Source organism: Sphingobacterium sp. Ag1 (genome assembly GCF_000988325.1).
In the GTDB taxonomy this organism is placed as follows: Bacteria; Bacteroidota; Bacteroidia; order Sphingobacteriales; family Sphingobacteriaceae; genus Sphingobacterium.
Map to the genome: position 1 here is coordinate 16,540 of NZ_LBGU01000018.1, position 13,286 is coordinate 29,825.

Here is a 13,286-nt window from a genome sequence, read left to right on the forward strand (position 1 = left end):
AAGGTGGTTGTAGGTTGGTAAAAAAGCGGGTTATTTTAACCCGCTTTTTTTGTTAGTTCTTCTTCAAGGTCAACTTCAACACGTAGATTTTCGACAATATGCTTTTGTCGGTCTGGTGTGTTTTTGCCCATGTAATATTCTAATAGCTGTTGAATCTTATTGTCTTTGGACAAGATAACCGGGTCAAGACGGATATCTTTTCCGATAAACAATCCAAATTCGGAAGGTGATATCTCACCTAAACCTTTGAATCGGGTAATTTCAGGTTTAGCGCCTAATTTTGCGATTGCTTTTTGTCGTTCTTCGTCGGAATAGCAATAGATCGTTTCCTTTTTATTGCGGACACGGAAAAGCGGTGTCTGTAAGATGGAAACGTGGCCAGCTTTGACAAGGTCTGGAAAAAACTGTAAGAAAAATGTCAATAACAACAGACGGATGTGCATGCCGTCGACGTCGGCATCGGTAGCGATTACGATATTGTTATAGCGTAGTCCATCGAGGCCGTCTTCAATATTAAGCGCATGTTGCAAGAGGTTAAATTCTTCGTTTTCATAAACAATCTTTTTGGACATACCGTAGGAATTTAGCGGTTTTCCTTTTAGACTGAATACGGCCTGAGTTTGTACATCGCGCGATTTGGTAATGGAACCGGATGCAGAATCCCCTTCGGTGATAAACAGGGTTGTTTCTTGGTTACGTTCATTTTTATCGCTGAAGTGCACCTTGCAGTCACGTAGTTTACGGTTGTGCAAAGAGGCTTTCTTCGCTCTTTCGTTGGCTAGTTTTTTAATGCCGGCGATATCCTTACGTTCACGCTCAGACTGTAGGATACGTTTTTGAAGGGCATCTGCTGTAGCTGGATTTTTATGCAAGTAATCATCCAATGCTTTTTTGACAAAGTCATTAATGAATCCTCTTACCGTGGGTCCATCAGGGCCCACGCTCTGTGAGCCTAGTTTGGTTTTGGTTTGAGATTCAAAAACAGGCTCCTGCACTTTGATGGCGATGGCGCCAATGATCGAGGAGCGAATATCCGATGCATCAAATTCTTTTTTATAGAACTCGCGGATTGTTTTGACAAGTGCTTCACGGAAGGCTGCCTGGTGTGTTCCACCTTGCGTGGTATGCTGACCGTTGACAAAAGAATAATATTCTTCTCCATATTGCTGGCCGTGAGTCATCGCGATTTCAATATCATCCCCCCGTAAGTGGATAATTGGGTAGCGCATGGATTCGGCATCAATATTTCGTTCCAACAGATCTTTTAGTCCGTGCTCAGAAACAAATTTTTGGCCATTGAAGTTGATCGTAAGACCTGAATTTAGAAAAACATAGTTCCAGATCATATTCTCCACAAATTCGGGACGGTATTTGTAATTTCTGAAAATAGAATCGTCTGGATAGAATGTTACAGCTGTACCATTCCGTTGCGTGGTATCTTTTTGTTCATCATTGACTAATTCTCCTTTGGAGAATTGGGCAATGCGTGTTATATTTTGACGGTATGACTGGACGGTGAACTGGCTGGACAGTGCATTCACCGCTTTGGTACCGACACCATTTAAACCGACGGACTTTTGGAAAGCCTTACTATCATATTTACCACCCGTATTGATTTTAGAAACAACATCAACCACGGAACCAATTGGAATTCCACGGCCATAATCGCGTACCGAAACTTTATTTTCGTTTACCGTGATATCAATGGTTTTACCTGCGCCCATAACAAACTCATCAATCGAGTTGTCAACGACCTCCTTCAATAAAACATAAATACCATCATCATAGGCCGAACCGTCCCCCAACTTTCCAATGTACATTCCCGGACGGAGGCGGATATGCTCTTTCCAATCCAGGGACCTAATGCTGTCTTCGTTATATGTACTCATAAATTTTTGTAGAACTTAGCTAACAAAAGTAAAAAAAATAAACTACGATAAGTAGTTTAAAAGGCTAAATTTTTTAGATATCGTCAGTTTGTGAGCTGGCGAAGAAAATTGTTGGTTTGCAGGGAAATGTTTACATTTAGTGTAAGTAATTGTAAAGAGAATAATTTATGGGATTATTTGATAAAATCAGGAATGAATTTGTCGATATTATCGAATGGGTCGATAATAGTACAGATACAATTGTATGGAAATTTCCCCGGTATCAGAATGAAATAAAGATGGGGGCGCAATTGACTGTGCGGGAAGGGCAGGCTGCGGTATTTTTGAATGAAGGCGTGGTTGCGGACGTCTTTCAGCCTGGTCGTTACGAACTGACGACCCAGAATATGCCGATCATGACAACCCTCAGAGGTTGGAAATATGGGTTCAATAGTCCATTCAAAGCCGATGTTTATTTTGTCAACCTTCGGCAATTTGTCAATCAGAAATGGGGAACTAAAAATCCGATTATGTTGCGGGATCCTGAATTTGGTCCTATTCGACTTCGGGCTTTCGGTAATTTCTCTTTTCAGGTGAAGGATGTTACTGTTTTTATGAAACAGCTTGTTGCGACGACGCCTGTATTTACAGTTGAAGATATCACAGAGCAGCTTCGAAACATTGCGGTATCGCGGGGGATGGACACTATTGCTGAGTCGAAGATACCGGCCTTGGATCTTGCATCCAACTATGATGAAGTTTCGGCCTTGATACAGCAAAAAATTGGGGTTGATTTTGATGAGTTGGGTTTGAGCTTAACGAAGTTCTTAATTGAAAATATTTCATTCCCAGAAGAAGTCGAGAAAGCCCTTGATAAGCGGAGCAGTATGGGGGTCGTTGGTAATCTGGGGGCCTATGCCCAATTCCAAGCCGCAAATTCAATGGAGAAAGCTGCTGAGAATCCCAGTAGTGGCGGGATTGTAGGTGCTGGATTTGGTGCTGGGCTGGGAGCAGGAATGGTTGGTCAAATGGGTAATGTATTTCAGCAAAATAGTTTTGATGGGAATAATCCTACTGGTACGGGATCAGCCGCTGCGGCTTCGTCTGCAGGGGCCGTTGGGCCGCCTCCATTGCCCAAAGCGGTCGCTTATTACCTGGCCGTTAAAGGTAAACAGGAAGGGCCCTTTGATTCGGAACAGCTGCGCGCTCTGATAAAAGAGGGGACGATGACACTTGCTACCTTGGTCTGGAAAGAGGGACTTGAAAACTGGATTGAGGCTGAAAAGGTAGGTGAATTAAAGGATCTGTTTTCGCAGAACCCGCCACCGATACCAGGAGTTTAGGGTAAAATGCATTACCGAGTTTTATGAGTTTTGAAGAAAAAACCTCCGAAATAGAGCAGGGGTTAAAATGTCAGGGCTGTGGTGCTATTTTGACTTATCAGCCCGGTACGTCCTATTTAGCGTGTTCCTATTGTGGAACCAGGAATGAAATAGCGGATCAGCTACCGGAAGATGGGCATATTGAATCTACAGATTATAAAGTTTTTGGACAAGCCATGGAAGAACTCGCCGATGAGCGCTATAGCTATTTGGCTGAAGTTGTGCATTGTAGTAACTGTGGTGCAAACTCGCGTTTGAATCCACATATTACAGCCGATTTATGTGCGTTTTGTGCATCACCTTTGGTGATTGATCATCAGCAAAAGCGTATAGTAAAACCACATGGCCTCGTCCCATTTTCCGTTGATTATAGAAGCGCTTTTGGGCTATTGACACAATGGGCCGGAAAGATATGGTTCGCTCCAAATGACTTTAAGCGAATTTTTAATTCCAGAAACGATCGTTTAAAAGGGGTCTATGTACCTTTTTGGTCTTATGATGCAGATGTACATTCTGATTACGTAGGGTCACGTGGGGAGTATTATTATGTGACGCGTACAAGACGCAATTCGGATGGTGAGACTGAAGAATATGAAGAAAGACGCACAAATTGGTATCCGGCTTCAGGAAGTATCTATAGCCAATTTAAGGATATTGTTATATCGGGATCAACATCTCTTCCGGAAAAGTTCTCTGATAAAATCGGACCTTGGAATTTGGGCTATCTAAAACCTTTCAATGAGCACTACTTAAGTGGCTTTATCGCTGAAACTTTTAGCGTGGATCATGTAAAAGCGGCGGAAACTGCCCGGGCTATAATGGATCGGGAAATCGAACGTGAGGTTGAGCATGACATCGGTGGTGACACACAGGATATTGATTCTATTGATAGCGATTTTAAATCCATTCGATTGAAGTATATTCTTTTACCTGTGTGGTTATCTGCTTATCAGTATAAAGGAAAAAGTTATCAGATCATGGTCAATGCATTTAACGGTAAAGTTTATGGACAACGGCCTTATAGCTTTTGGAAAATAGCTTTTTTGGTATTGGCGATCCTTATTGTTTTGTATCTATTGAGTTTTATGGGATAAGAAAAAGGTTATAAAAAAAAGCACTGTCTTTTTTACTGAGACAGCGCTTTTTTTATGCTAATCGTCTTGACTATTTGTTTAGTGAAAGCAGGAACCCAATCGTGAAATTGGCGTCCCAATCAAATACGAAGGTGTCGCAATTGGTCGCATCTTTAATTGCTTTATAGATGTTGACACCGCTCTTTGTTTTTACTTTATCTGTTTTGTAAGATGCTGGATCGTTCAAAACGGTAAAACGCTCTTCACCTTGGCGTGTCTGCGATGCTAATTCAAAAGGAACCCCGCCTATAATAAAACAAACCTCTCTTTTATTTGCCGGAATTTTTTCGCCTAATTTTTTTACTTCTGTATAGACCGCATCATCTTTAAGGTCTTTTTCATAATATTTCGCACCAGGTGCTTCTACCGATTTTGTGTCACCGTCGATCCAGGAGATTTTGGTGTTACCGGAGCCAATGTCAACAACAAATGAATTGTCTTCATAAGCTTTCGGCAGGACTGATTTTAGTGCCAATTTTCCTTCTTGTTCTGCTGTAACCAAATTGACCACAAAGCCCATTTTTCTAAGTTCACTGCTGATGACAGCTGTTTTAGGTTCTTTTTGGGCTCCTGAGCTAATGACAAAATGGATGTTTTTGGATTTGACGCCTTTATCGAGCATCATGCCTATATAATCTTTTAATCCCTTACGGATGTCTTCTGTATTTGCCAATCCTTCGTATGCAAATGACTTTCCAAAGTCTTTGGAAATGATCTCCCAGCGATTTTCTTTGTCCATATTGACGACAAAGGAATTGAAACCAGAAGCGCCAACTTCGACGACACCTTTGTATTCGCCATCGACTGGTTTTTCGGGTTGATAGTTAAATGAGCGCGTCGTTTCGGAGCCGGATGATGGCGTGATCGCATGGCTGTTATTGCTTGTTGAATCCGTTGTTTGGACTCTCGAATTAGCATCAAATTTGCCCGATTGAATGGCCCAATAACCGATTGCGAGAATAGGTAAGGCGATGATAATTGCTTTAATTGGCCATCTTAATCTTGCCCATGTTGATTTTTCTTCCATAATGTTTGTATAGTAAGTTTGATTTCAGTTAATATTAGTCGAGTAATGTAAATCCTTTGTCTACTTTTTCTTCGGGTTTGAGCTCATAGCTGGCATCGGCCATTTGCGTTACGTTCAATACATTTAGATTACGTTCGTCAACTTTGCGGATAAACTCTTCCAATTCACCTTGAGTTGGCGTACCACCCACTGTGATGTTATTGTTTTGATCCAGGAAATCCAGATTGGATCGGATAGAGGCAATATTTTGACTAATGGCACCTGTTGCTGCGTTCATGGCCTCTTGAAATGCCCAGCCATCTTTGATATTGAACACATCGGCTAGGCCATCGGTTGCATTTTTCATCTTTTGAGTGGCTTCTAGCTTCTTAGAAATAATGGAAATGCTGCTATCCAAGGTGCTGACATAGATACGTGCTGCACTTTCATTATCTTTTAAGACTTCCAAAACTTTTGCAAATTGATTGGCATATTGTACATAACTGCGCGCATTTTGCTCTTCAGATTCACCTTCTTTTCCTAAGAGAAATGCTTTGGTCCGAGTTTCTTTGGCATCTCTTGCATAAGCATTTGCCTTCTCTGCATTATTTTTGCTCGTTTCTTCCTTTGATTTTTCGTCGAGACTAGCCGCTTCTGCGGTGAAACGTTTCGCATAGGTATATTTTTCTTCTGCTGTTTTTTGAGCAGTTTCACCGCTTTGAATCATGTCGATGCGGACACCATCCACATTGCTGATTTTCTCCTTTACACGCTTCAGGGTATCTTTCGCATCTCTTGATAACAGTTGTAAAGTTTCTATGGGGTTATTTCTAATAATGGATTTTTCACCTTTAAAAAGTAGAACTGTACCCAGTCGGTGCAATAGTGCAATTATTTTTGGCGCTAGCAATAACAAGGTAATCAGGATTATACTGAATAGCACAAAAAGTATACTTTTTCCGGCATATTCCAACATAATCGGTAAGTACTTGAAAAAAGCAAAGGCTCCGCCAAGTAAAAGTGCCCAAAAGAAGATTGACGAGGCCGTCTTCTTTGCTTCTGGTGATTTTAATTGTGCGGGCAAATGATCGCCCAGTACTTGAAATATCGGAAGTTGCGTCTTTATTTCAGCGGGAATATTAACATACTGATCTTTTCTTTCCATTGATTTATTTTTATGTTATTGATTGATTAATCATATGCAATGCAGTGTTGATTTCGTTTACCACTTCATCAACGGCCGCGTTGCCGATGTTTATTTTTTGTTCGATATCTTTAATCTTTGGCTCGTACTTTTCATTAATTTGTGCCAAAGCGAGTTGTTTTTTCTGTAGATCATCTTGCAATCTGGTGATATTCTCCGTTATTGTTTTGATTTCAGTGTTCAGATTTGCAATCTCCATGGTTCGGTCTTGCTCAGTCTTTTTCTTTTCAGCCTGTTTTTGTTCCGATTCTTTGGCAATGGTTTCTTTCAATTTATTAGCATAATTTGTGCCAGTTGCTACCAGTTTATCCTTGGTTAACGAACTGTCTACAAATTTCAGTGAAGTATAGGCCGCTTTTAATGTGTTTTCCTCTACTTTTCCCATGGCGGCAGCAGCATTCCATACTTCGAAAAAATCGACACCCTGCTCGTTGAGTTTTTCAAGAATGGCATAGACCTTTAATTTCATTTCTTTGAGGTCGGTTGTTCCGTCATTGGCTGTTAGGGGGATTGGGGGAGGTGTTTTTCCAGTTGTAGCCTGGGCCGTGGGCAATGGATATGCCGGTGGTACATGGGGTCTTTCTGGAGCAGCGTTAGTAGCTGGTGCGGGAGGGGCTTGTGCCGGTGGCGTTTGCTGCGGCTGATCGTCCTCAAAAATTAATTTCTTTAGACTGTTTAATATACTGGATCCTCTTTTAGTATCGTCGTTACTCATCATATCATAGTTGATTATATCTCTACTAAAATAATAAAAATTAATATTCTCTTCTAATGAATTGCGCTACGGAACACGTGAAATGGATTTGGGCGATATGAGCTGAGATGAAGCGATGACATACCAGCGAGGGGAGCGGTGCATCAGCTGTTATCGCGCTTTAGGTTGGGGTGGTAAAACAAAGATTCCCAATTGTTGATTGGGAATCTTTGTTTTGATGATAATGGTCCTGTTGGACTATCTGCCAAAATCATCTTGTACGCGAACAATATCGTCTTCATCCGAAGGGTTGTTGGCATCTGTGTGTTGCCAGATCTCGGCTAAAATACCGAAGCCATCCAATCCAATTAAACGGTGACGTTGCCCTTGGCGTAATCTAATTGTTTCGCCTTCTTTTAATGTTGAAACAACCGATTCCTCATCTGTATCAGAAACCATAACGCCAACGTTACCTTGGATAACACGCCAGATTTCGGCACGGCGGTGGTGATATTGCCATGAAAGTCTTTTCTCTGGTGCAACAATTAAAATTTTTGGACTTAGTTTTCCTGAAATTCTTAATTCTTGTACATCCATTCCACCGAAGTATTCATCGGCAAATTCTTGTGCTTGGGATTCGTCGATCACGAAAAATCCTCCCCACGGGCGTGCAGCATCTGATTTATCAATACGAAAACCTTTGGATGTCAGCATTTCCTGTACTTTTTCAAACAATGCGATTTTATCTATAGCCATATTAAAAATTCTAAAAATTTGATATTCCTTAATTCAGTTGCTAAATATAAAAAAAATCCATTAATATTTTAAGTTAACCGTTTTAGCTTTATCTAGATACGTTATAATTGAGCTGTTCTAGCTGTCGTAAGCTATTATGTGCCGCGTGAAGTTAAAAATGAAATTGCTAATTTTGTGCTCAATCTAATTTCAGGATATGTCAAACTTTCAAGTCGATCGGGAAAATACTGCATTTATGCAGGCTGTTGCTTTTGTTAACCAAACGAACCAGAACGTATTTATTACAGGAAAGGCGGGTACAGGAAAAACGACGTTCTTGAAGTATATCCGTGAGCATAGCTACAAAAAGATGGCTATTACGGCACCTACGGGCGTTGCGGCAATGAATGCGGGCGGAACAACTTTACATTCTTTATTTTGGCTTCCTTTTGGGACTTTTATTGAAGATTATGAGTTACGCTGGGACGAACAGGATAGTCATATCTACAATAAATCACGTTTATTCAGCACGATTAAACTGACCAAGCAACGCAGGGCCATTTTACAAGAACTTGAGCTTTTGGTGATTGATGAGGTTTCGATGGTCCGTGCAGATACATTGGATGCGATTAATGTGATCCTGCAATCTGTTCGTCGCGATATGCGGCCTTTTGGTGGGTTGCAGGTGCTGTTCATTGGTGATTTGTACCAGTTGCCGCCAGTTGTGAAAGATGCTGAATGGAATGTTTTACGGGATCATTATTCTTCTGTTTTCTTTTTTAATGCTAAAGTATTGAGGGATAATCCGCTGGTGATGTTAGAGCTTAATAAAATCTATCGTCAACAAGATGAAGGTTTTATTTCCATTTTGAATGCGATAAGAAATAATCAGTGTACAAGTGACATGCTCACGACCTTAAACAGTTACTATCAACAGGACTTTGTTCCAAATGAAGAGGAGCAGTATATTACATTGACCTCCCATAATCGAAATGCGGATGAAATAAATGGAGCCAAGCTGGCATCATTATCGGGTAAAATGTTAAATCTTAAAGCAGTTGTAAAGGACGATTTTGCGCAGGGTTCCTATCCTGCAGAAGAAACGTTGTCCTTAAAGATAGGGGCTCAGGTGATGTTTATTCGAAACGATTCCGGTGATGAACGTAAATATTACAATGGAAAGATCGGTACGGTAAAGGACATCGATACGGTACAGGGAACGGTAACGGTTACATTTCCTGATGGGTCGGAATCTGTAACGGTAAAAAGGGAGACCTGGGAGAATATTCGGTACAATTACGATAAGGGGCAAGATCAGATTAAGGAGGAGATATTGGGTACATTTTCGCAATTTCCACTTCGATTGGCTTGGGCTATCACTATCCATAAAAGTCAGGGGTTGACCTTTCAAAAAGCAATCATTGACGCTGGTACCTCTTTTGCCGCGGGGCAGGTCTACGTTGCATTGAGTCGTTTAACGAGTTTAGATGGGCTAGTCTTAAAATCCATTATCCCTTCTTACGCCATTCGTACCGATTACCAGGTTGTCGAATTTGCACAGCGTGCTCAGGGGCAGGCTGACGTCAATGAGATTTTAGAGCAATGTCAACGGAATTATCTTGGCCAGATTTTAATGCACGGTTTCCGTTGGGACGGACTATTGGCCGAGACTTCGGAGTTACTGAAATCACTGGAAGAGCGTAATATTGACGGAAAGGAACAAGCCGTATTATTTTTCCAACAATTGGTCAAGCACCTTCAGACCCAAGAGAAAGTTGCCCATAAGTTTATTGTTGTACTATATGATTTGTTGCGGGATAAAAACGCGATCGATTATGACGTCATCTGTGAACGTTCTACTGCTGCGGTCAATTGGTTTTTACCGAAAATGGATGTAGATCTGATTGAGGCTTTAACCAAGCATATTGAGGAGTACCAGATACGAAAACGTACGAAGAAATATATTGACGAGTTAAAAGCACTATTGCTTGATTACAAGCGAAAACGCGAGCAGTTGCAACATTGTTTACTTATTGCTGATACGCTTTCAAAACGGGAAGATTTTCAAACAGCGATGCTCGATGTTGCTGCAAGTGTGAAGACCAAAGAAAAAGATGAATTGGCTGCGCAAAGTGCAGATGAAGAAGGACCGAAGAAGTTGGATACAAAGGAAATTTCCTTAGAAATGTTTAAGGATGGTATGAGCATTGCTGATATAGCGGTTAAGCGCGGGATGGTCGCTGGTACGATATATGGACATTTAATTAACTTTGTTGGTACGGAAGTGGAAGCAACAGAGTTGATCGAGCAGGAAAAGTTGGATCGTATTCTTGGTGTTATTCGTGCAAATCCGGATAAATCCTCTTCAGAACTTAAGATGCTTTTGGGCGTGGATATTGATTATCCGGATATTAAAATTGGACAAAAAGTTTTGGGATTGTAGGCAATAAAAATTTATAGCGTATATTTGTAACAAATTGTGTGATATAGTTTGTTGAAAGCCCATTGATAACCTTAAGATTGCTTATGGAAGACAAGAAAGATCCTAACAAGTGGCTTGTGCTGACGACTATTTCAACCCAGATGGTTTTTACCATTTACGTATTTTATTTATTAGGGGATTGGCTGGACGGTAAGTTTCATGCGGAGAACCAACTATGGATGAAGATCTGTACCCTTGGCGGGATTGGAATTTCTCTATATCAAGTCATTAGACAAGTGAATCGAATAAACGATAGATGATAGTATATATAAAGCAGACCCTTATTTTATTTTTTGTTGCGGTTTTGATTTTTGCCGTTCATTTCTTTTTGTTAAAATCTTTTGATGGTATACATTCCTTGGAGGATCTACATTTTCCATTGTATGAAATTTATATTTTTCAACTGATATTATCCGTGATCATCATGGTGGGGATAAGTTACTGTTCGCAGAAATTTCCACAGTATGTTGGTTTTGTTTTCTTGGGATTATTGACTTTAAAGTTTGTCTTAAATTATGTATACATTCATAATGGGTTGGCAAAACCGCAGGCTGATATTTTAAAATATAACTATTTGATCGTTGTCGTTTTATTCCTTTTTTACGATGTTATATTTGCTTACAAGGCTTTAAACAAATCCTAAGGAAGAAAACGATGGTTTTTTCAAAAAAATGTAATATTAAAGTAGCTTTTGTGCTTTATATATAGTATTTTCGCAAAAAATTTTAAATAACATAATAGTAGTATCGTGAGTCTTAAAAGAACACTTCAATTTTTAGCAGTTATTCTGTTTGCAGTTGCGCCATTTTTAACAAAGGCGAATGAGGATGCACACGGAGAAAAATCGCAGGCTGAGGAAATCAATAGCCATATTGAGCATCACTTACAAGATGATTATTATTTTAGCTTCTTTTCGGATGAAGAGACAGGTAAACATTATGGTTTTTCATTGCCTGTTATTTTGATCGATAATGGCTTGAAAGTTTTTATGGCTTCGGCATTCGACCACGGTAATAAAGTTGCTGAGGTTGATGGTCAGTATTATGCATTATACCACGGGAAAATTTATAAGACTGATGCTACAGGTAATTTGATTGGTCATGAGTATCGTAAAAATGCTGATGGTAGTTATATTATGACGATAAATGAAGATGGGAAAGAAGAGAAAAAGGAATTTGAAACTTCTTATGTGATTGGTTCTCATGAGCTTCATGAAGCTGTCGATTTTCATCCATCTGTAGCGATGCCTTTAGATTTCTCGATCACTAAGAGTGTTGTCGGTTTGTTTTTGGCTGCATTTTTAATGTTTTGGGCATTTATTAGCTTGGCTAAAACCTATAAAAAAGGTGCTAACAATTTGCCTAAGGGCGTTGGGCGTGTGTTGGAGCCTTTGGTTATCTATGTGCGTGATGAGATGGCTATTCCAAACATTGGCCATCGTTACAAGGAATTCATGCCTTATTTATTGTCTGTATTCTTTTTGATCTGGATTTTAAACTTGGTTGGCTTGACACCACTAGGGTTTAACGTTACAGGAAACATTACAGTAACTTTATGTTTGGCACTTTTTACATTCTTAATTGTAAATATCAAAGCAAACGCAAACTACTGGAAGCATATTTTTTGGATGCCAGGCGTTCCGGTTCCATTTAAATTTGTTTTAGCACCAATTGAGGTATTGGGATTGTTTACAAAACCATTCTCTTTGATGGTACGTTTGTTTGCAAATATTACAGCTGGTCACACTGTCGTAATGGGACTGATTGCAATTGTTTATTTATTGCAACACCAATTGACAGTAGTGGGTAGTATCGGTGTTTCCATGTTCTTGACAATCTTCTTGATGGTTATCGAACTATTGGTAGCATTTTTACAAGCATTTATTTTTACGATGTTGTCATCCTTATTTATCGGTATGGCTGTTGAAGAACATCACGATCATTAATTAGTAAATTTTTTAATTATTCAAATCATACATTATGTACAATTTAATTGGAGCCGGTTTAATCGTTATCGGTGCAGGTTTAGGTTTAGGTAAAATTGGTGGTTCTGCAATGGAAGCTATCGCTCGTCAACCAGAAGCAGCATCTAAAATCCAAACTGCAATGATTATCATTGGTGCCTTACTTGAAGGTTTAGCATTCGGTGCTTTATTATTAGGTAAATAGTCACAACGGTTTAATGGTATAACCTGTAACGGTTGGTTGCAGGTTATATTATTCCTGAATCTTAAAAAATAAGAATTATCATTATATAGTATAACAATGGATAAATTAATACATTCGTTTTCGTACGGTTTGTTTTTTTGGATGGTCATCGTCCTTGTGGTTATTATCTTTTTATTAGGTAAATTCGCATGGAAACCAATTGTTGATGCCCTAGACGAACGTGAAAAAGGTATTGCAAGTGCTTTGGAGGCTGCTGAAAAAGCTAAATTAGAAATGGCTCGTTTAACAAATGAAAACGAACAATTACTAAAAGAAGCTCGCGCAGAACGCGATGTTATCCTTAAGGAAGCAAAAGAACTTAAAGATAAGATTGTAGCTGAGGCAAAAACTCAGGCACAGGCTGAAGGCGCAAAATTGATTGCACAAGCAAAAATCGAGATCAACGAACAAAAGAACAAAGCTTTGGCTGAGGTTAAGTCTCAAGTTTCTTCTTTGTCTTTGGATATTGCTCGTAAAGTGTTAAACAAAGAATTTGAGGACCAAGGAAAGCAAGAAGCTCTAGTAGCAGATTTGCTTAATGACGTTAAATTGAACTAATCCGGTCACTCAAATTA

12 protein-coding genes are annotated in these 13,286 nt (G+C 39.7%); 7 read left to right on the forward strand and 5 right to left on the reverse strand.

From position 1 onward, the window contains the following. Window positions 1–35: 35 nt before the first annotated feature. The gene (locus tag AAW12_RS02005) at window positions 36–1,889 is read right to left on the reverse strand and encodes a DNA topoisomerase IV subunit B (protein ID WP_046671955.1); all 1,854 of its coding nucleotides are present in this window, start codon (window positions 1,887–1,889) and stop codon (window positions 36–38) included. 167 nt (window positions 1,890–2,056) lie between these two features. Here AAW12_RS02005 and AAW12_RS02010 point away from each other — a divergent pair, with 167 nt between their 5' ends. Together AAW12_RS02010 and AAW12_RS02015 are read left to right on the forward strand one after the other, a co-directional pair. Further along, window positions 2,057–3,211: an SPFH domain-containing protein gene (locus AAW12_RS02010; RefSeq protein ID WP_046671956.1), complete on the forward strand. Its 1,155-nt coding sequence runs from the start codon at window positions 2,057–2,059 to the stop codon at window positions 3,209–3,211. 23 nt (window positions 3,212–3,234) lie between these two features. Beyond that, the gene (locus tag AAW12_RS02015; RefSeq protein WP_046671957.1) at window positions 3,235–4,344 is read left to right on the forward strand and encodes a zinc finger domain-containing protein; all 1,110 of its coding nucleotides are present in this window, start codon (window positions 3,235–3,237) and stop codon (window positions 4,342–4,344) included. Window positions 4,345–4,414: 70 nt separating this feature from the next. Here AAW12_RS02015 and AAW12_RS02020 read toward each other — a convergent pair whose 3' ends face one another. The 4 genes from AAW12_RS02020 to AAW12_RS02035 all read right to left on the reverse strand — a co-directional run bounded on the left by AAW12_RS02020 (window position 4,415) and on the right by AAW12_RS02035 (window position 8,043). Continuing rightward, window positions 4,415–5,410, reverse strand: a complete 996-nt coding sequence (locus AAW12_RS02020; RefSeq protein WP_046671958.1) for a hypothetical protein — start codon at window positions 5,408–5,410, stop codon at window positions 4,415–4,417. Between the two features lie 34 nt (window positions 5,411–5,444). After that, the gene (locus AAW12_RS02025; protein WP_046671959.1) at window positions 5,445–6,554 is read right to left on the reverse strand and encodes a hypothetical protein; all 1,110 of its coding nucleotides are present in this window, start codon (window positions 6,552–6,554) and stop codon (window positions 5,445–5,447) included. A 10-nt stretch (window positions 6,555–6,564) separates the two neighbouring features. Beyond that, on the reverse strand, window positions 6,565–7,311 hold the full coding sequence (locus AAW12_RS02030; protein ID WP_046671960.1) for a hypothetical protein: 747 nt from the start codon (window positions 7,309–7,311) through the stop codon (window positions 6,565–6,567). A gap of 234 nt (window positions 7,312–7,545) precedes the next feature. Continuing rightward, on the reverse strand, window positions 7,546–8,043 hold the full coding sequence (locus AAW12_RS02035) for a cupin domain-containing protein (RefSeq protein WP_046671961.1): 498 nt from the start codon (window positions 8,041–8,043) through the stop codon (window positions 7,546–7,548). A 196-nt stretch (window positions 8,044–8,239) separates the two neighbouring features. On the opposite strand from AAW12_RS02035, the gene AAW12_RS02040 reads away from it, so the two are divergent. From AAW12_RS02040 to AAW12_RS02065, 5 genes are all read left to right on the forward strand, one after another. Further along, complete coding sequence (locus AAW12_RS02040; RefSeq protein ID WP_046671962.1) at window positions 8,240–10,465, forward strand: helix-turn-helix domain-containing protein; 2,226 nt, start codon at window positions 8,240–8,242, stop codon at window positions 10,463–10,465. Window positions 10,466–10,548: 83 nt separating this feature from the next. Continuing rightward, complete coding sequence (locus AAW12_RS26795) at window positions 10,549–10,764, forward strand: AtpZ/AtpI family protein (RefSeq protein WP_046671963.1); 216 nt, start codon at window positions 10,549–10,551, stop codon at window positions 10,762–10,764. Between the two features lie 488 nt (window positions 10,765–11,252). After that, window positions 11,253–12,449: a F0F1 ATP synthase subunit A gene (atpB, locus tag AAW12_RS26580; RefSeq protein ID WP_231585184.1), complete on the forward strand. Its 1,197-nt coding sequence runs from the start codon at window positions 11,253–11,255 to the stop codon at window positions 12,447–12,449. A 34-nt stretch (window positions 12,450–12,483) separates the two neighbouring features. After that, complete coding sequence (gene atpE, locus AAW12_RS02060; RefSeq protein ID WP_021188666.1) at window positions 12,484–12,672, forward strand: ATP synthase F0 subunit C; 189 nt, start codon at window positions 12,484–12,486, stop codon at window positions 12,670–12,672. 96 nt (window positions 12,673–12,768) lie between these two features. After that, window positions 12,769–13,269 (forward strand): F0F1 ATP synthase subunit B, encoded by a 501-nt coding sequence (locus AAW12_RS02065; protein ID WP_046671966.1) that lies wholly within the window; start codon window positions 12,769–12,771, stop codon window positions 13,267–13,269. The last annotated feature ends 17 nt before the right edge of the window (window positions 13,270–13,286 follow it).